Annotated in this window: 18 protein-coding genes and 2 pseudogenes; 7 read left to right on the top strand and 13 right to left on the bottom strand. The window is 27.9% G+C overall.

Annotated features, from left to right (window positions below):
- Window positions 1-38 precede the first annotated feature (38 nt).
- The 8 genes from HMPREF9127_RS03430 to lplA form a co-directional block, all read right to left on the bottom strand.
- Window positions 39-1091, bottom strand: a complete 1053-nt coding sequence (locus HMPREF9127_RS03430; protein WP_009448300.1) for a phosphate/phosphite/phosphonate ABC transporter substrate-binding protein — start codon at window positions 1089-1091, stop codon at window positions 39-41.
- Between the two features lie 185 nt (window positions 1092-1276).
- Window positions 1277-1918 (bottom strand): ComF family protein, encoded by a 642-nt coding sequence (locus HMPREF9127_RS03425; protein ID WP_009447882.1) that lies wholly within the window; start codon window positions 1916-1918, stop codon window positions 1277-1279.
- Window positions 1918-3927, bottom strand: a complete 2010-nt coding sequence (recD2, locus tag HMPREF9127_RS03420; RefSeq protein ID WP_009447748.1) for an SF1B family DNA helicase RecD2 — start codon at window positions 3925-3927, stop codon at window positions 1918-1920. Before recD2 ends, HMPREF9127_RS03425 begins: the two co-directional genes overlap by 1 nt.
- Complete coding sequence (locus HMPREF9127_RS03415) at window positions 3909-4136, bottom strand: YrrC family ATP-dependent DNA helicase (RefSeq protein WP_009448005.1); 228 nt, start codon at window positions 4134-4136, stop codon at window positions 3909-3911. Before HMPREF9127_RS03415 ends, recD2 begins: the two co-directional genes overlap by 19 nt.
- Before the next feature lie 50 nt (window positions 4137-4186).
- A complete protein-coding gene (gene murA, locus HMPREF9127_RS03410) occupies window positions 4187-5449 on the bottom strand; it encodes a UDP-N-acetylglucosamine 1-carboxyvinyltransferase (RefSeq protein ID WP_009448140.1) in 1263 nt (420 codons plus the stop codon).
- Between the two features lie 158 nt (window positions 5450-5607).
- Window positions 5608-7437, bottom strand: coding sequence for a translational GTPase TypA (gene typA / locus HMPREF9127_RS03405; protein ID WP_009448218.1), 1830 nt, complete (start codon window positions 7435-7437; stop codon window positions 5608-5610).
- A 298-nt stretch (window positions 7438-7735) separates the two neighbouring features.
- Complete coding sequence (locus tag HMPREF9127_RS03400) at window positions 7736-8083, bottom strand: GNAT family N-acetyltransferase (protein WP_009448476.1); 348 nt, start codon at window positions 8081-8083, stop codon at window positions 7736-7738.
- A 9-nt stretch (window positions 8084-8092) separates the two neighbouring features.
- Window positions 8093-9019, bottom strand: coding sequence for a lipoate--protein ligase (lplA, locus tag HMPREF9127_RS03395; RefSeq protein ID WP_009448293.1), 927 nt, complete (start codon window positions 9017-9019; stop codon window positions 8093-8095).
- Window positions 9020-9216: 197 nt separating this feature from the next.
- On the opposite strand from lplA, the pseudogene HMPREF9127_RS03390 reads away from it, so the two are divergent.
- From HMPREF9127_RS03390 to HMPREF9127_RS03375, 5 genes and pseudogenes are all read left to right on the top strand, one after another.
- Window positions 9217-10181, top strand: a pseudogene (locus HMPREF9127_RS03390) (IS30 family transposase).
- A gap of 238 nt (window positions 10182-10419) precedes the next feature.
- Window positions 10420-10596, top strand: coding sequence for a hypothetical protein (locus HMPREF9127_RS08190; RefSeq protein ID WP_009447745.1), 177 nt, complete (start codon window positions 10420-10422; stop codon window positions 10594-10596).
- Between the two features lie 105 nt (window positions 10597-10701).
- Window positions 10702-11343: a YcdB/YcdC domain-containing protein gene (locus HMPREF9127_RS03385; RefSeq protein WP_009448324.1), complete on the top strand. Its 642-nt coding sequence runs from the start codon at window positions 10702-10704 to the stop codon at window positions 11341-11343.
- 114 nt (window positions 11344-11457) lie between these two features.
- The gene (locus tag HMPREF9127_RS03380; RefSeq protein WP_009448238.1) at window positions 11458-11721 is read left to right on the top strand and encodes a hypothetical protein; all 264 of its coding nucleotides are present in this window, start codon (window positions 11458-11460) and stop codon (window positions 11719-11721) included.
- Entirely contained in the window at window positions 11703-12221 is a 519-nt protein-coding gene (locus tag HMPREF9127_RS03375) for a hypothetical protein (protein ID WP_039849366.1), read from the top strand. The genes HMPREF9127_RS03380 and HMPREF9127_RS03375 overlap by 19 nt, the downstream gene beginning before the upstream one ends.
- A gap of 52 nt (window positions 12222-12273) precedes the next feature.
- On the opposite strand, the gene lpdA is transcribed toward HMPREF9127_RS03375, so the two are convergent.
- The 4 genes from lpdA to HMPREF9127_RS03355 are packed head-to-tail and all read right to left on the bottom strand — an operon-like array spanning window position 12274 to window position 17041.
- A complete protein-coding gene (lpdA, locus tag HMPREF9127_RS03370) occupies window positions 12274-13992 on the bottom strand; it encodes a dihydrolipoyl dehydrogenase (RefSeq protein ID WP_009447928.1) in 1719 nt (572 codons plus the stop codon).
- Between the two features lie 15 nt (window positions 13993-14007).
- Window positions 14008-15045 carry a dihydrolipoamide acetyltransferase gene (locus HMPREF9127_RS03365; RefSeq protein ID WP_009447805.1) on the bottom strand — a complete coding sequence of 346 codons (1038 nt, stop codon included), beginning with the start codon at window positions 15043-15045 and terminating at the stop codon, window positions 14008-14010.
- A 9-nt stretch (window positions 15046-15054) separates the two neighbouring features.
- Window positions 15055-16044 (bottom strand): alpha-ketoacid dehydrogenase subunit beta, encoded by a 990-nt coding sequence (locus HMPREF9127_RS03360; protein WP_009447712.1) that lies wholly within the window; start codon window positions 16042-16044, stop codon window positions 15055-15057.
- Between the two features lie 22 nt (window positions 16045-16066).
- Window positions 16067-17041, bottom strand: coding sequence for a thiamine pyrophosphate-dependent dehydrogenase E1 component subunit alpha (locus HMPREF9127_RS03355; protein WP_009447841.1), 975 nt, complete (start codon window positions 17039-17041; stop codon window positions 16067-16069).
- 234 nt (window positions 17042-17275) lie between these two features.
- Between HMPREF9127_RS03355 and HMPREF9127_RS03350 the strand changes: the two genes are divergently transcribed.
- Entirely contained in the window at window positions 17276-18718 is a 1443-nt protein-coding gene (locus tag HMPREF9127_RS03350) for an ABC transporter substrate-binding protein (protein ID WP_009447947.1), read from the top strand.
- Between the two features lie 129 nt (window positions 18719-18847).
- The gene (locus tag HMPREF9127_RS03345) at window positions 18848-19849 is read left to right on the top strand and encodes an asparaginase (protein ID WP_009448440.1); all 1002 of its coding nucleotides are present in this window, start codon (window positions 18848-18850) and stop codon (window positions 19847-19849) included.
- Window positions 19850-19963: 114 nt separating this feature from the next.
- On the opposite strand, the pseudogene HMPREF9127_RS07725 reads toward HMPREF9127_RS03345, so the two are convergent.
- Window positions 19964-21391 (bottom strand): annotated as a pseudogene (locus tag HMPREF9127_RS07725) (IS1182 family transposase).
- Window positions 21392-21437 lie beyond the last annotated feature (46 nt).

Raw genomic sequence — 21437 nt, 5'->3', positions numbered from 1 at the left:
TCTCTCCCTAATTCTCACACAATTTAATTAATTCAACATTATTTTAATTTTTTTACAATTTCTTGAGCTTTTGCTTCATTATCATAATCAGCATCTTTTGCCGGTTTATAACCTTCATGACTATAAACTGATATAACTTTCTTACCTTCTTCAGTTTTAGCAATTTCAATCAATGCTTTTTCTAAAGCTTTCTTAAATTCAGGTGTTACATTTTTAGACTTCTTAGAAACACTTACAGTGTCATTGTAAATTGGAGTTGTTACACCAATAAGATTTGTTTCTTCCCAAATAGATGCTTTTCTTCCGTAATTTTCAGTCCATTTCTTTTCTTGATCAAGTCTTGCATCAGCATATGTACAAAGTACATCAACTTGTCCTGAAGCAAGTCTTGCAAATGCAGAGCCGTAAGAATCACTTAAAATTGCATTATTTCCTAAATCTTTAATAGTTTTTCCAAAAGTTTCATTTAACCAAAGAGTTGGATAAATATATCCTGCAGGAGAAGTTGGATTCATAACACTCCATTTTAAATCTTTAACATCATCCCATGTTAATTTTTCTCCGGCATTTACTTTTTTAGCTATTGCTTGTCCTTTTTCAGATGGTCCGGCAATCATTAATGCTCTATAAGAAGTAGCTTGATCTTCTGTTTTCTTTGTCGGTTTTTTGTCATTCCAAACTTTAGCAGAATCGTCATTTATAGAAAGCCCTTTTCTAGTAGCAGTTAAAAGAACTTCTGCTCCGTCTCTATATAAAACATAAGTTCCTGCCGGAATAAATCCAACATCTAAAGTTCCGGCATTAAGACCTTCCCCAACTGCTTCAAAACTTGTTCCAACTGTTATTTCAACATTTTTTACATCAAAACCTTCTTTTGCTAATTGTTCCTTTAATAAATTTTTTAAAGGTTCAGTTGCAGTAACTATTTCTGATGGTTCTCTTGAAGGTACAAAACCGATTGAAAGTTTTTCAATAGTAGTTTTTCCATCAGCAGATTTTTTTCCTTCTTTTTTAGAGCCACAGCCCACAAGAAGTCCTGCACTTAAAACAAGTGCCAAAGATGAAATTAAAATTCTTTTAAATATTTTCATAATTCCCCCTATATATTAGTGAAACATAAATTGTATGATTTGCCCTTATATTATATCATTTTGAATAAGCGTTTACAATTAGAAATATGACTTTTTTTCAACTTTTTTAATATTTAATTATATTAATATATTCTCTAAATTTTAATAACAAAAAACGAGTCAATTAAACTCGCTTAATTTTAATATTAAAACACTCCACATAGGCAGACAGCCCAAACAAAATTACAATTAGCTTTTTTCAATTCTTTATAACACTCATCAATCGTAGCTCCACTTGTGTGTATATCATCTAATAGCAAAATATTTTTCCCACTTAAATCACAATCAACTAAAAAGGAATTTTGTAAATTTACACTTCTTTCTTCAAGGGATAAAAAATGTTGTGATTTTGTATTTTTTATCTTACGAAGATTATCAAATAATGGTATATTAGAATACTTTGAAATTTCCTCTGCAAGAAGTTTTGAATGATTATATCCTCTGAGTTTCATCTTCTTTTTACTTGAAGGGACATAAGCTATGTAATCCATCTTTTCAATCAAAGATTTATCCAAATTTTCATATATCAACTTTCCAAAAGGATTTTTTAAATACACTCCATTTTCAAACTTAAATTCCTTAATTTTTATCTTTAGTATTCCAGAATAATAGAATAAAATATCTTTTTTAAAATATTCTTCTCCATAATCATTAAAAATTTCCTTGTCATATTTTCTTATTTTGGATATACAATCCTCACACAAATAAAAATCTTTTACAATATTATCTTTACAGAAAAAACAATAATCTTCATTAAAAAAGAAACTTTTTAAAAAATTTTTTATCATTACAACAATTCCTCAACAAGACCGTAAAAATGTTTAATTCTATTTTCCAAATTTGAATATCTGCTATTTATAGTGTTGTTTCTAATCATATTGTTCATAACATTTTTATCTCCTACTAAAACAATATTTTCCTTTGCTCTTGTAATAGCAGTATATAATAAATTTCTAGTTTGAAGTAGTTTATATCCATCAAACATTGGAATGATAACAGATTTAAACTCAGAACCTTGAGACTTATGAATAGTTATTGCATAAGCTAATTCCAAATTATCCAAATCTTCTAAAGTATAATCTATAAGCCTTTTATCATCCATTTCAACAGTCAATTTCTTGCTTGATTTATCAATAAAAATAATATGTCCCATATCTCCATTATATACTCCAAAATTTTCTTCCCCATCAGAATCAACAAAAGAAAGATTATAATTGTTTTTAGTTTGCATAACTTTATCATTTACACGAAAAAGTTTATTACCAACTAATATTTCATCAGTTTCTTCATTTTTTGGATTTAAAATATCTTGTAACAATCTATTTAATTCAAAAACCCCACAAATTCCTTTTCTACTTTGAGTAAGAATTTGAATATCTCTAGAAAAATCATAGCCATAGGCTTTCGGAAGTCTTTTACTAATCAAATCAACTACAACATTTCTGGTAATTGCAGGAGTTTCAGTTTTTAAAAAGAAAAAATCACTATTTTTTTCATTTAAAATCGGCTCTTGCCCATTATTAATTTTATGAGCATTAACAATTATATTACTATTTTCAGATTGTCTAAAAATATCAACAAGTTTTGTATATTTTATCTTTTCAGAATTTATTAAATCACTTAAAACATTTCCCGCTCCAACACTTGGTAACTGATCAACATCCCCGACAATGATTAATCTCGTATTGTCCTTTGTTCCTCTTAGCAATTTCTCAAAAAGGACCACATCAACCATACTCATCTCATCAATTATAATTAAATCTGTTTCTAAAGGATTATCTTCATTATATTCAAAATGTCCAATATCATCATAACTACTTGGAATATATCCTAACATTCTGTGAATAGTTTTAGCTTCTATTCCGGTAGTTTCTTCAATTCTTTTTGCAGCTCTACCTGTTGGAGCACAAAGAGAAATATTATAACCATTGTCTAAATATATCTTAGCAATTGTATTTATTATTGTGGTTTTACCAGTACCCGGTCCACCTGTTATAATTGATATATTTTCTTTAAAACAGGATTTTATTGCATCTATTTGAATTCCTGACAATTTTATAGACAAACTTTTAATTGCTTCCTTTATTTCCTTTTCAATGTCAAATAAAATTTTGAAATCTTCATTTAATGCCATTTTTGCAAGTTTACTTGCAATATAGCTTTCAGAAATATATAAATAATCCAAATAAATATTTGATTCTTCAAATGAATTGTCTATAACAACTTCTGAAGATAAAAGTAAATTCATATATACAGGCTCTATAAGTTCTTTTTCCACTTTTATAAGTTTAGAAACTTCATCAGTAAGTTTTTCTTTTGGATAATAAACATGTCCAAAATTTATAGCTTTTTGATTTAGTACATATAGAATTGCAGACTCAATTCTATAAGGGCTATTTTTATCTAAATTATTCTTTAAAGCTATTTCATCTGCTTTTAAAAAGCCAATCCCCTTTACATTTTTTATCAGCTTATACGGATTTTCATTAATAATTTCTAAAGTATCTTCTCTAAAGATGTTATAAATTTTTTTTGATAAACTTAAACTTATCCCAAGTCCGCTAAGATGAAATAATATATTTTTGCTAAATCTTAATTCCTCAACTGATTTTTTTATTTTTTCGATACTTTTCTTTCCGATTCCTTTAACTTCTATCAATCTGTCAGTTTCATCAAAAACTATATCTAAACTTTTTTTCCCAAATTTTTCAACAATATAACTTGCATTTTTAGGCCCAATTGTAGAAATAATCCCACTAGAAAGATATCTTTCAATTTCTATAATAGAACTAGGCAATTTTTTTGATAGGAAGTTACATTAAGCTGTTCCCCATATTTGTTATCGTATGTAAACTCCCCTTCAACTTCTAAACTTTCTCCGACATTAACAGAATCAAAAATTCCTACAATTTTGATTTCACCATCACTTGTATTTAAGTCAAAAACAGAATATCCATTTTCCTCATTTACATATCTGACCTTTATAACTTCTCCTGTTAATTTCATAACTTCTCCTGTATATAAATTTAGGAAACTATAACTAGTTTCCTAAAAAATTAATCTTCTATTCTTTCAATATTTGCACCTAATGATTTCATTTTGCCTACAAAATCATTATAACCTCTATCTATATGATAAATATTTCCTATTGTTGTTGTACCTTCTGCAACAAGACCTGCTAAAACAAGGGCAGCTCCTGCTCTTAAATCAGTAGCATTAACTTCTGCACCGACAAGTTTTCTAACCCCTGCAATTCTAGCTTCTTTTCCACTTGTTGCAATAATAGCACCCATTTTATTAAGCTCATCAACATGCATAAATCTATTTTCAAAAACAGTTTCTGTAACTTTTGCCTGATCTTCACAAACACATAGATAAGCCATAAATTGAGCTTGAACATCTGTTGGAAAACCCGGATAAGGTAAAGTTTTAATATCTGTACCCTTAATCTTATCGCTTCCCTTTACAAAAATTGAATCTTCATCTTCATTTACAACAACATAAGCTCCTGTTTCTTTCAACTTTGCTATAACAGGTTTTATATGATTTGAAATACAATTTTGAACTACAACTTTTCCTCCGGTAATTGCAGCAGCTAACATAAAAGTAGCAGCTTCTATTCTATCAGGAATAATTGTATGAACCGTACCACCTAATTTTTCAACTCCTATAATTCTTATAGTGGAAGTCCCCGCTCCTGAAATTTTGGCTCCCATTTTATTTAAGAAGTTTCCTAAATCTACAATTTCAGGTTCTCTTGCAGCATTTTCAATTATAGTTTCACCTTTAGCTAAAGTTGCAGCCATCATTATATTTTGAGTTGCACCTACTGAAGGAAAGTCCAAATAAATTGTATCTCCATAAAGTCTTTCACATCTAGCAGAAATTTTATCAGGCTCTTCTTCAATTAATGCACCTAATATTTTAAATCCTTTTAAATGCAAATCAATAGGACGAGAACCTATTGCACAACCACCCGGTAAAAACGCATCCGCTCTTCCAAATCTTGCAAGTAACGGACCCATTACCAAAAACGAAGCCCTCATCTTTTCCATTAAAGTTCTATCAGTTACAAAAGAATTTATATTACTTGAATCAATAGAAACTCTATTTTCAGATAAAAATTTTACTTTTGCACCCAAACTCTCTAAAACTTTTAAAATTATCTTAACATCTACTAAATTAGGTACATCCTCTAAAACTATAGGTTCCGTTCCCAAAAGCGAAGCAGCTATAATAGGAAGCGCCGCATTCTTTGCTCCGTCTATCTTTACTGTTCCTTCTAAAGGAGCACTCTTTTTTACTAATATCTTAGGCAAACAAATCCCTCCAAAATATTTTTTTATTAAACACATTATTTTATTTTTTAATCAATAAATTTAATTTATTATGGTAAAAATAAATTTTTTCTTATAACATATAAATTTTAACATATAAATTTATAAATATTATACCACATTTATAGTGTATTTTTAAACTATTTATTGTTTTTCTTAGATTTATATCTCAATTGTGAGTCTAAAATCTTCTTTCTCATTCTTAAACTCTTAGGAGTTATTTCAATATATTCATCACTTTCTATAAATTCCAACATTTCTTCCAAACTCATAATCTTTGGAGGACTAAGTTTTAAAGCATCATCAGAAGCTGAAGATCTAATATTGGTTTGTTGTTTCTTTCTACAAACATTAACTTCAATGTCAAGTCCTTTAGCATTAGAACCTACAACCATTCCTTCATAAACTTCTGCTTGAGGAGATATAAATAATGTTCCTCTCTCTTGAGCTGAATTTAATCCATAAGCTGTTGCAACTCCTGTTTCAAAACAAATTAAAGAGCCAACATTTCTCTTTGGAATTTCACCCTTAAAGGGTTCATAACCTTTAAATTCAGTATTTAGAGTTCCACTTCCTCTAGTATCTGTTAAAAATTCTGAACGATATCCTATAAGTCCTCTAGCAGGAATATTAAATATAAGTCTTGTATATCCTGCTTGTGAAGGATTCATATTAACTAAGTCAGCTTTCCTTTGTCCCAATTTTTCTATAACAGTACCTACGAATTCTTGATCTACATCTATAGTTACAGTTTCTATTGGTTCTAATAATTTGCCATTTTGGTCTTTTTTGTATAAAACTTCGGGTTTTGAAACTTGGAATTCATAACCTTCTCTTCTCATATTTTCAATTAAAACTGAAAGATGAAGTTCTCCTCTTCCTGAAACTCTAAAGCTGTCTGTTGAAGCAGTATCCTCAACTCTTAAACTTACATCCGTTTCTAATTCTTTATAAAGTCTTGCACGAATTTGTCTACTTGTAACAAATTTTCCTTCTTTACCTGCAAAAGGAGAGTTGTTAACTATAAAATTCATAGCAAGAGTAGGTTCAGAAATCTTTACAAATGGAAGTGGTGTTACATCTTCCAAAGAGCAAAGAGTATCACCTATGCTAATACCTTCAACTCCCGTTACTGCAATAATATTTCCTACAGATGAACTTTCAACTTCTTTTCTGGATAAATTTTCAAATTCATATATTTTAGTAATTTTTATTTTCTTATTTATACTGCTATCATTATAATTTACAATTACAGCATCATCTCCAAGCTTAACACTACCGCTTTCTATTTTACCAATACCTATTCTTCCTACATACTCATTATAATCAGTAGTAGAAATAAGTAATTTAAAAGGCGCATTTTCATCTCCTTTTGGTGCAGGAATATAGTCAACAATAACATCTAAAAGAGTTTTCATATCTTCAGTCTTTTTGTTAAAATCCATAGTTGCATATCCTGATCTTGCAGATGCAAAAACAAAAGGACTTTCCAAATAATCCTCTGATGCGTCAAGTTGGATAAATAAATCTAAAACTTCATCAACAACTTCTTCACATCTAGCTTCAGGTCTATCAATTTTATTTATACAAATAATAGTTGGCAATTTAAGTTCAAACGCCTTTCTTAAAACGAATTTAGTTTGAGGCATAGGTCCTTCAAAAGCGTCAACTACAAGAATAACTCCATTTGCCATTTTTAAAACACGTTCAACTTCTCCACCAAAATCAGCATGTCCCGGTGTATCAATTACATTAATTTTTATTCCATTATAATCAATGGCAGTATTTTTTGAAAGAATTGTAATTCCTCTTTCTCTTTCTATATCATTTGAGTCCATTACTCTTTCTTTTACATCTTGATTTTCTCTAAAAACACCGCTACTTTTTAATAAACAATCTACCAAAGTAGTTTTACCATGGTCAACATGTGCTATAATCGCAACATTTCTTATATTTTCAATATTTCTCATATACTTTCCTTTCTATATTATATATCCAATGCATAACAATTAATTATAGCATATATACAGTAAAAAGTAAAATAATTTCATTGATTTTATGCCTATTTATCAAAAAAGACAATCCCATTTTGAATTGCCAATTATAAATATAAATCTTAAATTTTTATTCTAGTAAAATATTGGTCTTCATTTTCGGTAAATATGTAAGCCCCACAGTTTAGCTGAGTTTTTAAAGAGTATGGATTATTCTTATTTACACTCATATAAATTTCGTCTTCTTCAATTTTATCTTTTATAAGCTCGATTACTAATTTAAGTCCTCTAGTTGCATAGCCTTTATTTCTATATTTTTTATAATTCCATAACCAATATGTCCTGCACCCTCTCTTAAAGAGTCATTAAGCTTTTTTCGAACTTTAAAAAGTCCTACAATTTCATCATCCCACAAAAAATAATAGTTTTGAGCAACTCTATTAGGTTTTAAGTCAATTCCCTTAGATTGTTTTTCACAATTTGGAATTACCTCATTTACAAATTCTTCAAATGAAACATTATAAAATTTATTCACGAAACCATTCTCATCTTCAGGAATTGAAGTCATTGCAATATATTCTTTCTTTGCATCTTCAATATTCATCTCTTTTAAAAATAACATATAATCACCTTAAATTTCTATAAAATTTTGAGCATAATCATCTTTTATATTCAACTCATCTATTTTATTTTTTATTTCTTCATATTCAAAATATAATCCTATTAAACTGTCAAATTTATTATCGTCTCCCATATTGATTTTTTCTATTTTTCCACCATCAATTTCAACAGTATAATCTCTTTCTTCACCTAAGAAAAAAGTACATTTAGGAGATTGTCCATATATCCAGTCTTTTGTAGCATATTTTTCAGATTTTATTTTATCTATATTTAAAATATCCTCTTTTGTTAATTCATATATTTCAAAATTCTCTTGAATTTTTAAGATTTCATTTTTTAATTTTTCTAAAAAATCTGAAATTTCGTAATCCAGTTTTGAAATTTCTTTTAAATTTGCAACACTGCTCTTTACGGATTTTGCAGATTTTGAAATAATTTTTTTGTTTTTTACATTCAAAGCATTTCTTAGTTTATCTAAGTTACTATCAAAAAGAATACAACCATGGTGTAAAACTCTTTTCTTTCTCATAAATTGAGAATGTCCACAAATTTTCTTTTCCTGAACTCTAAAGTCATTTCTCGGAGAAATATTAGCATCAATATTCAAATTTAAAAGTGCTTTATACATAGGTTTTAAAAATTCCTTAAAATCAAGTGCAGTATCTCCTGTAGTATTTGTTATGTAAGTATAATTAAGATTTCCAAAATCATGAACAACTGTCCCACCACCTGAAAGTCTTCTAGCAATCTTGATATTATTTTCAAAACAGTATTTCATATTTAATTCTTCTATTAAATTCTGATGTTTCCCTATAACTACAGACGGTTCATTTATCCAAAGCATAAAAACTTCATCTTCTTTAAATTTTTCAAAGATATATTCCTCCATAGCTAAATTAAAATATACATCTGTAATTTTATTTTTAATAAAAATCATAATTTCTCCTCAATTCCAAAAGTATCAAAACTATTTTATCATATTCATTAAAAAAAGGATAGAATTTCTATCCTTTTTTTAAATAAATTTTATTATCGCATATTGTAAAATTAAGTTAGCCAGTAGTAGCATAAAAAACCATCTCAAAGAGGTATAATAGTAATTGACTAGAAAACTAAGAAAGGAACCTAAATGAGATGTATAGTAATTGTAACACAAAACATAAGCATTTAACAATAGAGTTAAGAAAATTAATAGAAAAATGGAAGAAAGAAAAAACAATAGAGAAATTACAAGGCTTTTGGGAAAAAGTCCTCAAACAATAAATAATTAAATTAAAAGAAATTTAGCCATTCAGAGAACTTCTTATAGTAAATTAAAAAAGATATACAAAGCAGATTTTGCTCAATTAATTTAAGATAAAAATAAAAAAGATATGGGAGAAAATTAAAGGTATATTTTGAAATTAGAGATAAAATTTTACATTTTTTAAAATAGAAACATTCACCTGAAATAATTTCAAAAACAAAAATAGATAATAAAGTATCAACATCAACAATATATTATTGGATAAATAAAAGCTTTTTTGGATTGAAAAGAAGTATTTTAAATTATCCTAGAAAGAATAAAATAAATAATAATTCTAAAGAAAAAATAGAAAGAATATTAGAAAAATCTGTAGGAGAAAGACCGAATTATATAAATGAAAGAGAGAAAATAGGTCATTTTGAAATAGACACAGTGATTTTAACAAAGGAAAAAGATAATTGTTTGTTGACGATGACTGAAAAAAAGTAGATTTGAAATAATAAGATTAATACCTGATAAAACTATAAAATCAGTAAGTAATGCATTAAAAGAAATACTTAGAGAATATTAAATAAAAAGCGTTACAGCTGATAATGGCTCAGAATTTGGAAGACTTTTTGAAGTATTTGAATATGAAAAAATCTTTTACACTCACCCTTATTCAAGTTATGAAAGAGGAACTAATGAAAATCATAATTGATTAACTCATAATAGATTAATAAGAAGATTTTTAGCTAAAAGAACAAAAAATACTACTCACCAAAGAATAGCATTTATTGAAAATTGGATTAATGATTATCCTAAAAAAATATTCAATTACAAAACACCTAAAGAGTTATTTGTATGTGGCTAATTTATTCTTGCAATTTACCTTGAAAATAAAATAACAAACATCATTAATATTTACTATTGATTTTATTTAATAATTATGATACTATCTATTCAATAAATAATATACTTTTAGTGAGTACCGTATTGCAGTTTTGGAGGTGGATTATTTTTTTCAACTTTGCTAGGTATAAAAACGGAGATAGTTTGTGTTTAATAGATTAATAAACGTTTTTTATATATGAATTAGGGAGGAAAATAATATGAAATTAAAATATAAAATATTAGGGTTATTATTGATACTGAGTGCATTTTTTGTAACCAATACTGTGAATGCAAATGAAACAAATACTAAAATAAAGAATGCTTTTAGAATTTTAGATTTAACTAAGGAAAAACTAGAAAAAGAAAATGATACCAAAATAAAATTATCTAATTAAAATATAAATGGTTTCGATGGAAAATTATATAAAAAGAATAATATTATTTATAAGATAAATAATATTTCAGAAATAATATTCGATAGTAATGGAAATCTATTGAATATGGATAGAACATCTGAATTGAAATTAGATAATAATAATAGTAGCATATCATTCAACAATATAAAGAAAAAAAATATAATTACTGAAATTACAAAATTGATTCCTGATGGTTTCAGACTCAAAGAAGAGCAAGATTTATTAGATGGTGCTGGAACAAAACTAATTTTTTCAAATGATACAGACAATATTGAAAATAAGTATAATGTAATTATTGTCAGTATTGAAAATTCTACCGGTAGAATTATAACTTATTCAAAAATCGAAGAATTTAACAAAAGAGTTTTGGCAAACATAACAATTCAGGAAGCAAAAAACATTGCTGATGGATATTTACACAAAAATAATGTAAAAGCCAACTTTGTAAAAATCAAATTTGTTATAGATAAATTAAAAGAAGACGAAAAACCTAAACCGATTTATAAAGTAATTTATGATAATGAATTTGAAGTCTGGGTTGATGCAAAGGACGGAAGAGTTTTACTTATTAACGGAGTTAAAAGTTTAGATGGAAAATCTTTTTATATTTCCGAAACTTTTGAGCCTGAAAATGCTGTAAACTTAAGAGAAATATTGAGTATTTTAGGATATAGCACAAGTGTAAATTATTTTTCATCAAGTACTGTAAAAGCTTATTTAAAATGACATAATTCTTATGGCTTTACTTTTTCGGGACATGGAAGTACTAACTCTATTACTGATAACTCAGGTAATTATGTATACCCTTCAGATGTCTCCGGAAAATGGAAGTTTGTATTTTTGGATGCTTGCTCAACTGCAGCTAATAATACATGGTCAAATGCTTTTCAAATTTATAATAATTCAAGTAAGATGATTTTTATGGGATGGTTTGAAGATGTCCATATAAAAGTTTCAAATAAATTTTGTAAAAATTTAAATAGATATGTGAAAAGAAACTCTTCAATTTCATTTTATTCAAATATATGGAATGCGTTGAATGCTACGGATGATTACTACCCATTAAGGTTTAGAGGTGATAAAAGTTGGAATGGAAAAATTTAAACAGCAAATTTATACGGATATTGAGCGTATTCATTGTACTCTTTTTGATATGTGCTTGTAATAATAAAGAACAAAATAAACCAATTACAACTGAAACTGAAAAAACTAATGAAACTACCAAACCTAAAAATTCAATTGAAGTTATGGGTAGCATAAATATGGATCAAAGTACTAAAAATTTTCATTTTTATATTTCAGATAAAAACGAAAAGGATATTATAAACGAATTTAAAACTCCTTTCTTAGATTTTACTGCTGATTACAAAAGCGGAAATAAAGACAGATATAAAATCGCAATAGAAATACTAGTAAATATAAATGATGATGTTAAATTTGGAATCAGTAGCTATGAAGATTTGAAATCAGGAAAGGAAGTAATCATGGAAAGATATGATCCGAAAGATAAAAATATTGTCGGAACCTTTGAATTAAACAAAGATGAAAAATTATATAATCATGTTCTTAAATTATGTGATATGATTATTGAAAAAACCAAGTAATAAATAAGGGACTGCTTTCAGATTAATAATTCTGATACAGTCCCTTAAATTTTTATTGTTTTCTCGGTAAATGTACACTAACTCCTTCAACATCTGCAATAGCTTCATAAATTGCTTCTGAGAATGTTGGATGTCCAAATACCATTTTAATTGCTTCTTCAACAATAACTTCAGATTGCATTAAAACCGAAACTTCATTAATCAACTCGGATGCTCTAGGTCCAACGATATGAGCTCCTAAAATTTCACCATATCTTGCATCAGAAATAATTTTAACCATTCCTGATGAATCTCCATGAGCTAAAGCCCTACCATTTGCTCCATAATTGAATTTTCCAACTTTTACATCATAAGATTTTTTAGCCTCTTCTTCAGTTAAACCTACACTACCAATTTCAGGATATGTGTAAATTGCTCTAGGAATAACATTGTTATTATACTTATCTGATTTACCTTCAACAATTTCAGATGCAACAATATTTCCCATTTTAAATGCAGCATGTGCAAGAAGATTTTTACCATTAATATCTCCAGGTACATAAACATTCTTTAAACTTGATAGCATTTTATCATTTGCTACAACATTTCCATTTGAAACTTCAAGTTTTACATCTTTTAATGCAGTTAAATCAGCTTCTCTAGTTGTAAGTAAAATTACTTTTGCACTAGCAACTTCTTCTGAACCTGATAATACTTTTTCTCCTGAAATTTCAGTAATTTCTTTACCAAATATAAATTTAATTCCTGATTTTTCTAAAGACTTGATTAAAATTGAAGAAACTTCTGAATCTACAACTTTAATTGCTGATTCTTTTCTTTCAACAACAGTTACTTTACTTCCAAAAGAGCTGAATATTTGAGCCATTTCAACTCCAATATAATCTGCTCCGATTATTACTAAAGATTCCGGTGCTTCTTTTAAATCTAAAGCTTCATCAGTGTCTATAACATTTGAATTTTCTGAACCTTTAATATTTTTAACACATTTAGAACCACCGGCAAAAATTACAGAACCACATACAAGTTCTTTTCCACTTTCTAAAGTAACATTTCCATTTGAATTAATATAAGCAGTTTCTTTAAACATTTCTACTGAATTGCTCTTTAATAAGAATTCAACACCAGCAGTAAGTTTCTTTACTATAGAATTTTTGAATTTTAAAGCCTTTGCAACATCAATAGTAGCATTATCATTTTCTAAAATAATTCCTCTTTTGCTTGATGATTTAATTCTTTCTAAATCTTCAACATTTTGTAAATATGTTTTTGTTGGAATACAACCTCTATTTAAGCAAGTACCACCAAATTTGTTATTTTCTGCTATTGCAACTTTTGCTCCTTTTTGAGCAGCTTTAATTGCTGAATAATAACCTGCAGGGCCTCCACCAATTACAACAACATCATATTCACCGTCTTTTAATTCTTTTTTAGTTTCAGCTTTAACTTCAACAACTTTTTCTTCAGGTTGTGCTTTAACTTCTTCCTTAACTTCTTCTTTAGCTGGTGCTGAAGCAGTTTCAGGAATAACATCTCCTTCATCTCCTATATATGCAATAGTTGTTATAACCGGAACAATTTCTCCATCTTGTTTTAAAATTTTAAGCAAAGTTCCTGAAGCTTCAGCTTCAATTTCCATATTAACCTTATCAGTCATAATTTCTAGAATTATTTCTCCAGCTTCAACTTTGTCTCCCTCTTTTTTAAGCCATTTTACAATTTGACCTTCTTCCATTTCACTACCAGCTTTTGGCATTATTACTTCTGTTAACATAATTTTCTCCTCACACTAAACTAAAATTGAAATAGGATTTTCTAAATAATTTTTCAAAGTATTTAAAAATTTAGCAGCTTCCATTCCATCAACAACCCTATGATCAACAGTAATTGATAATTTCATAATAGGTCTTACAGTTATTTCTCCATTTACTACAACAGGTTTATCAACAGTTGCACTTACACCTAAAATTGCACTATTAGGTTGATTTATAATAGGAGCAAAAGAATCAATTCCAAACATTCCTAAATTACTAATAGTGAATGTACTATCTTCTAATTCTTCTGACTCTAATTTCATTTCAACAGCTTTCTTAGTTAAGTCTTTTAATGAAATCATAAGTTCTCTTAAACTCATTTTCTCAGCATTTTTAACAACCGGAGTTAAAAGTCCACTTTCAAGACCAACAGCCATAGCAAGATTTACATATTTATGAAGTAAAATTTTAGTTCCATCTGCTGATAAACTACAATTTACATATGGATGTTTAACTAAACTCTTAACAGTAGCTAAAGAAATTATATCTGTAATAGTAAGTTTATATCCTGTTTCATCAATTAATTGTTGCATAATATTTGCTCTTAAGTTTTTAACTTCAGTCATATCAACTTCTATATTTGCTACAAAAACTGGTGCTGTGAAATAGCTTTCACTCATTCTCTTAGCAACAGTTCTTCTCATCATTGACATTGGAACTTCTTCAACTTCACCGTATGATTTTTTAACTTCTTGAACTTCAACTTGTTGTTCTTCAACAGCATTTTCTGTAGAAATTACATCTTTATTTGTTAAAAATTCTAAAACATCTTCCTTTAAAATCTTACCATTAACTCCAGTTCCAATTACCTTAGTTAAATCAACACCTTCAACTTCTGCAATTTTTTTCGCAAGAGAAGAAACTTTAATAATTCCAAAATTTTTAAAATTTAAAATATCTTCTTTTTGAATTCTTCCCTTAGGGCCTGTTCCTTTTAGCAATGATAAGTCGATATTATTTTGCTTAGATAAAAATCTTGCAGCAGGTGTTGCTCTTAATTTTGTATCAGACATAATTTCCTCCTATCTATTAACTGCTTTTCTAATTGTATTTTTAATATCTTCAACACTTGGTACAATTACTGCCTCTAAGTTTTTAGCAGAAGGTATATTTGTGTCGGCTCCAGCAAGTCTATAAATTGGCGCATCTAAATAATCAAAAGCATCACTTTCAGCAATTCTAGCTGAAATTTCTCCACCAAATCCACCTGTTTTAAATGAATCATGGCAAAGAACAAGTCTTCCTGTTTTCTTAACAGATTCAACTATCAAGTCTTCATCTAAAGGTACTAATGTTATTGGGTCAACAACTTCTACACTAATTCCTTCAGCTTTTAATTCTTCAGCGGCCTGTAAAGCCCTTTCTAACATTCTTCCCCAAGAAACTAAAGTTACATCTTTACCTCCGACTTTAACTTCCCCTTTTCCGATTTCAACAATTTCTCCAACCTTAACTTCTCCTTTTCTTCCAAAAAGGGCTTTGGATTCGATAAAAATTACAGGGTTATTATCTCTTATTGATGCTTTTAATATTCCATAAGCATCATTCACTGTTCCGGGTGCAACAACTTTTAAACCCGGAATATGACAGAACCATGATTCAAGAGCCTTGCAGTGTTGAGCAGCGGCTCCAGTACCAGATCCAGACGCACAACGATAAACAACCGGGACACTTACTTCTCCACCTAACATATATCTCATTGGAGCAGCTTCATTTACTATAGCATCCATTGCTATTGTAACAAAATCCATAAAAGTTAAATCAACGATAGGGCGCATTCCAACAGACGCAGCACCTGCGGCAGCTCCTGCTATAGCAGCTTCACTTATAGGACAATCTCTAACTCTTTCTTCTCCAAATTCTTCAAGCATTCCGACAGTAGTTCCGAAATCTCCTCCGAAAATACCAACATCTTCTCCCATTAAAAATACATTTTCATCTCTACGCATTTCTTCGGACATTGCTTCTTTTATTGCTTCACGCAAAGTCATAATTTTTATTTCACTAGCCATAATCTTCTCCTATTAAATAATATTAAGCATAATTGTCAGTACAAGCATCTTTTTCATCTGCTAAAGGTGATTCCTTAGCAAAAGTTATTGCATCAGCGATTACTTTCTTTACACTTTCTTCCATTTCATCAAGTTCACTTTCAGTCGCAATTTTATTTTCAACCAAATATTTTTTAAATGCAACATTAGGATCTTTTTCTTTCCATTCGTCAACTTCTTTTTTATCTCTATATTTTCCTGCATCTGAAGCAGAGTGACCAAACCATCTATAGCTTTTTGCTTCAACCAAAACAGGTCCATTACCTTCCCTAGCGTAATCAAGTGCTTCACTCATAGCATCATAAACATCTAAAACATTATTACCATCTTCAACATAAATTGATTTTACTTTATAAGCCTCTGCTCTATCAACAACTCTTTCAACAGTCATTGATCTTTGTTGAGACATTGAAATACCATAATTATTATTTATTACATAAAATATTAAAGGTAATTTCCAAATTGACGCCATATTTAAACATTCATGAAAACTTCCTTCATTTGTAGCACTTTCACCCATACAACAAACTACAACATTTCCTGTCTTTTTCATTTTTTGAGCAAGAGCTGCACCAGTACTTAAACCATGTCCACCGCCAACAATACCATTACATCCCATATTATTTACTTCCAAATTGTAAAGATGCATACTGCCTCCACGGCCTTTACATTGCCCAGTAGATTTTCCCAAAATTTCTGCCATCATTTTATTTATATCAATACCTTTTGTAATTGTTTGACCATGTCCTCTATGATTTGAATACATTAAATCTTCTTTTCTCATGGGATAAATAGCACCTACATTTGCAGCTTCTTCCCCAACAGAATAATGTGTCATTCCATGAATAAATCCTCTTGAATATAATTTACTAAGTTCCATATCAAAATGTCTTATAAGTAACATTTTATCATACATTTCTAAAAGTTCTTTTTTTGTTAATTTTTTTGAATTACTCACTATAAACCTCCAAAATTTAATATCAAAATTATTATTTTGTACTATGTATTTACCTCATATTAATAAGATATATCAAAACTTATTTAATTTTTTAACAATAAAGTTTTAGAAATATAATAATTGTGATTTAAATCACAATAACTTTTAATATTTTTATTACTTTTTTGTAATTATTTTATTTTTAACTAATTATGATAAAATATATCTGTTAGAAAAATTTAAAAGGAGAATCTTATGAAAAAATTTTTAAAAATATTTTTAATATTAATGACTTTTCTTCTAGTGTCATGTTCAAATAATAAGAAAGACAAACAAAGCGATAATTCAAAAACTTCAAATACAGAAATAGTAACAGCCGTTAAAAAACAAGAGTACAATCTGGATCCGAAATTATCAGACAGCCTAAATAATGATTCAGTGGTATCTCAACTTTTTGAAGGTCTTACTGAATATTCATCTCATGGAAAAATAGCCTTAAACCAAGCTGAAAGCATAGAAAAAAGTGCAGATTTTAAAAAGTGGACTATTACACTTAGAGATAATTTAAAATGGTCTGACGGATCAGATATTACTGCAGAAGATTATGTAGAGTCTTGGATGAGCATTTTAAATTATGAAAATAAAAATCCTAATGCTTTTAAACTATTTTTTATTAAAGACGCAAAAAAACTATATGATGGAAAAGCAAAACTCAAAGAATTTGATGGAATTAAAATTTTAAACAAAAACACAATAGAAGTAACTATGGAATATCCTGTTAAAAATTTCGATGAAATACTTTCAAATGTATTTATGTTCCCTACTAAAAAAGATAGTAAGATTGACAAAGAAAATCTTATTACTAATAGTGCTTTTAAATTAAAAAGCTACACCGATGAAGAAATAATTTTAGAACAAAATGAAAATTATTGGGATAATGTAAATACAAAGATTAAAAAAGTAACTTTGAAATTAGTAGAAAATGAGATATTAGCTTATCAACTTTTCGACTTAAAACAAATTGACTTTTTCGGCCTTCCATTTTATGAAATACCATATGAAAGACGTCTTGACTCAAGTAAAAAACCGGAACTTCTAAACTTTAAAACTAATATTTTTGAATTTTTAAAATTAGACACAAACAATAAAATATTAAAAAATGATACTTTAAGGAAAAATTTGAATGATTTAATAGATTCTAAATTTTTAGCTGAATTCATTTTGTATAATAATTCAGTCCCTATGATTCAAAGAGAAAATTTAGTTTCAGAACAAATTTCAAAATTAAAAAATGAAGTTGAGGAAATTTTAAAATCTTCAAATTTACAAAATGAGATTCTTACTTTAAGTAGTAATGGAACAAAATTATCTGAAAGGATTTTGGCATCTCTATCAAAAGAGTGGATTGATAAATATAAAATTAAAGTAAGTATAAAAAATGACGGAACTTCAGAAATAACACACTCAATCTTTAATATGGGAACTACAGACGAATTGGATATAAAATATTATATTAATCACTTTTTACAAAATGATGACTTCTCAAAAATGTACACTTCTATTGAAGATATACAAAGAGATAATCTTATTTTCCCACTATATAAACGTTCATTTTCTGTTCTTGTTCATAATAATATACAAGGACTTCATGTAAATCCAAATGGACTATTATTAATAAAAAATTTATTAAAACACTAAAAATCTCTTTTTCTAAGATGCTTCGCTTTTAGAACATTGTTATTCTACAATAAAAATTAATATTTAATTATTAATTTTTTGTGATATAATATAGCTGATGTAAAAATTACAAATATAGGAGTTTAGGTTATGAAAAAAATTTTATTAATTTCAACAGGTGGAACAATCGCATCAATGCCAACCGATGAAGGATTAACCCCAAAAATAAATTCAAAAAAGCTACTTGAATACTTAAATTTTACAAAACTTGATTTTGAAATAGATACAGTAAATCTTTTAAATGTAGATTCAACAGATATGCAACCGGAACATTGGTTAAAGATAAAAGATGAAATTCAAAAAAATTATGAAAAATATGATGGCTTTGTAATTACACATGGTACTGATACAATGGCATATACAGCTTCAGCTCTATCATATCTAATACAAAACAGTCAAAAGCCAATAGTTTTAACCGGTTCACAAAAATCAATAGATATGCATATAACAGATGCAAAAAATAATTTATTAAATAGCCTTTTATATGCCTCAAAAAGCAATTCAAAAGGTGTTAGCATTGTTTTTGACGGAAAAGTAATTGCAGGAACAAGAGCCAGAAAAGAAAGATCAAAAAGCTTTGATGCTTTTTCATCTGTAAACTTCCCATTCCTAGCAATTATGCAAGATGAAAAAATTTATAGATATATAAACGATGAAAAGTGTGAAAAAGAAGTTAAATTTTATGACTCATTAAATACTAATGTTTTTGTATTAAAATTAATTCCTTCAATGACCGCTAAAATTCTACCTGAAATTTTCAAAAACTATGATGCAATAATAATTGAAAGCTTTGGCGTTGGCGGAATTCCAAAAACGATAGAAACAGAACTGAAGAGATTAATATCAGAATACGACAACGAAAAAACTATAATAATGACAACACAAGTTCCACAAGAGGGTTCTGATGTTGGAGTTTATGAAGTCGGAAAAAGAATAAGTTCAATCTCTTACTTAGAATCCCAAAATATGACAACAGAAGCAACGGTTACAAAAATAATGTGGATTTTAGGAAATTTTGGTAATGATTTTGAAACAGTAAAAAAATTATTCTATACAAAAATAAATAATGATATGATATTTAAAGAAAATTAATAAACTTTAAAACTAATTTTTTATAACAAAAAACTCAGGATTACAAAAACCCTGAGTTTCAGAGTGCAGACAAAGCATAAATTTTGTCTGTGCTTTTTTTATGTATTTTTGTTTTTAATTAAAAATTATATGAAAATTTCTTAAAATCTTAAATTTTATATAAATTTCTCTAAAATTTAAAAAATTAGGTCTCTTTCTACTTAATCTACTCATCATATTTGCTAATTTCTTCATATTTAGACACGCAAAAGTTAGGAGAGCTTTTATTTGCATTTTTGCTTTCCCTTTTTCGTTTGTATATCTAAATCCATGATATTCTTTTACTGTTCCAAATGTTCTTTCTATCGTCTCTTTTCTTCTTTTATATTCTTCTTTTCCTGTTTTTGTATATCTGTATTCTTCACATTCTTCTAAGTAATTCTTCCATATATGTATTGTTATTACTTTTTGTTTGTTTTTGCTTTCTGTACACTTATCTAAATTCTTACACTTACTACATTTTTTTCTATCGCTTTTATACTCTCTATATCCTTCTCTTGTTGTCGTACTATATTTTAATATCTCATTTTCAGGGCAGATGTAACAATCATAATATTCATCATATACATAATCTTTTGGATAAAATCCTTCTTTTCTCTTTCTTTTTGGGCTTGTATATGGTAATACCGGTTGTATTTTATCATCTATCAACATCTTTGCTGTTGCCGGTGTTTTGTATCCTGCATCCATTACTATTTTTCTTAACTCGAATTTCTTTAAGTCCTTTTCATAAAAATCCATAAATGTTTCACTATCATGTAAATTTCCTGCATAGCTTCTACAAGCTAACACCCAGCCATTTTTATCACAACTTGTCTGTACACTATATGCAAAAACCTCGTTATGTTCTCCTTTATGGAATAATCCACTTTCTTTATCTGTTGTACTTTCTACTTTTTTTACTATTTCTTTTCCATTGGTGGGACTTAATTCCTTTTTCCCTTTTAATTCTCTATCCTTTTTTATCTCTTCATTTAATTGACTATGATATTTCTTTGCTTTCTTTTCTATCTTTACTTCTATATTCTTATGTCTATTTGCATGTGCTTTTACATGTGTCGAATCTACAAATTGTATCTTTTCATCTACAAAGCCTTATTTCTCTGCTTGACTTAATATATTTACAAATATCTTTTCAAATATATCTGCATCTTTAAATCTTCTCTTGTAATTTTGTCCATATGTTGTAAAATGTTGTATCTTATCATAAAAATCATATCCTAAAAACCATCTATATGCTACATTTACCTCTATTTCTCTTATTGTTTGACGCATACTTTTTATACCAAAAATGTATTTTAAAAATATTATTTTAAAAAGTACTACTGGATCTATATTTGGTCTGCCATTATCTAAACAATATTTATCTTCTATTAAATCATATATGAAGGAAAAATCTATTGTTTCTTCTATTTTCCTTAATAAATGATTCTTTGGAACTAAAGAATCTATACTTACCATTTGCACTTGATTTACTCTATTTTCATCATTCTTATGTAGCATTTTCAACATCTCCTTTTATATTATTATACTACTTTTTAACTCTTTT

Origin of the sequence: Parvimonas sp. oral taxon 393 str. F0440, assembly GCA_000223315.2 — a bacterium.
Taxonomy (GTDB): domain Bacteria; phylum Bacillota; class Clostridia; order Tissierellales; family Peptoniphilaceae; genus Parvimonas.
The sequence above is the reverse complement of the archived record's forward strand: the minus strand, read 5'-3'. Positions and strand labels throughout refer to the sequence as shown.